Raw genomic sequence first — 510 nt, forward strand, 5'->3', positions numbered from 1 at the left:
CAAGGCCACGCTGACCGCCACGACCTACCTGGGAGCAGATGCTCGCCCTGCGACTGACCCCCAGCGCCCGTAGCGTCCAGGTGTCGGGCAACCACATCGATCTCACCCCACTGACCGAGGTCCGGGAAGCGGAGAACGTCTTCGTCTACGGCAGCATGGATCTCACGGATCTCACCCCGCTCGCGTCCCTCCCCCGGCTCAAGCATCTGGTGCTGAGCCGGTGCTCGGCGGTGCGGGATCTGACACCCCTGGCGGGGACCTGGGACAAGGCCACGCTGACCGCCACGACCTGGGAGCAGATGCTCGCCCTGCGACTGACCCCCAGCGCCCGTAGCGTCCAGGTGTCGGGCAACCACATCGATCTCACCCCACTGACCGAGGTCCGGGAAGCGGAGAACGTCTTCGTCTACGGCAGCATGGATCTCACGGATCTCACCCCGCTCGCGTCCCTCCCCCGGCTCAAGCATCTGGTGCTGAGCCGGTGCTCGGCGGTGCGGGATCTGACACCCC

At 67.5% G+C, this 510-nt stretch carries 1 protein-coding gene; it reads left to right on the forward strand.

All coding sequences use genetic code 11. The features are described from left to right. Positions 1-38 precede the first annotated feature (38 nt). Positions 39-510: leucine-rich repeat domain-containing protein (locus ACJA3G_RS38485; protein WP_406557601.1), on the forward strand; the 472-nt coding region annotated here is incomplete at its 3' end.

It is taken from the genome of Streptomyces sp. YS-3 (genome assembly GCF_045257485.1).
Lineage (GTDB): Bacteria > Actinomycetota > Actinomycetes > Streptomycetales > Streptomycetaceae > Streptomyces.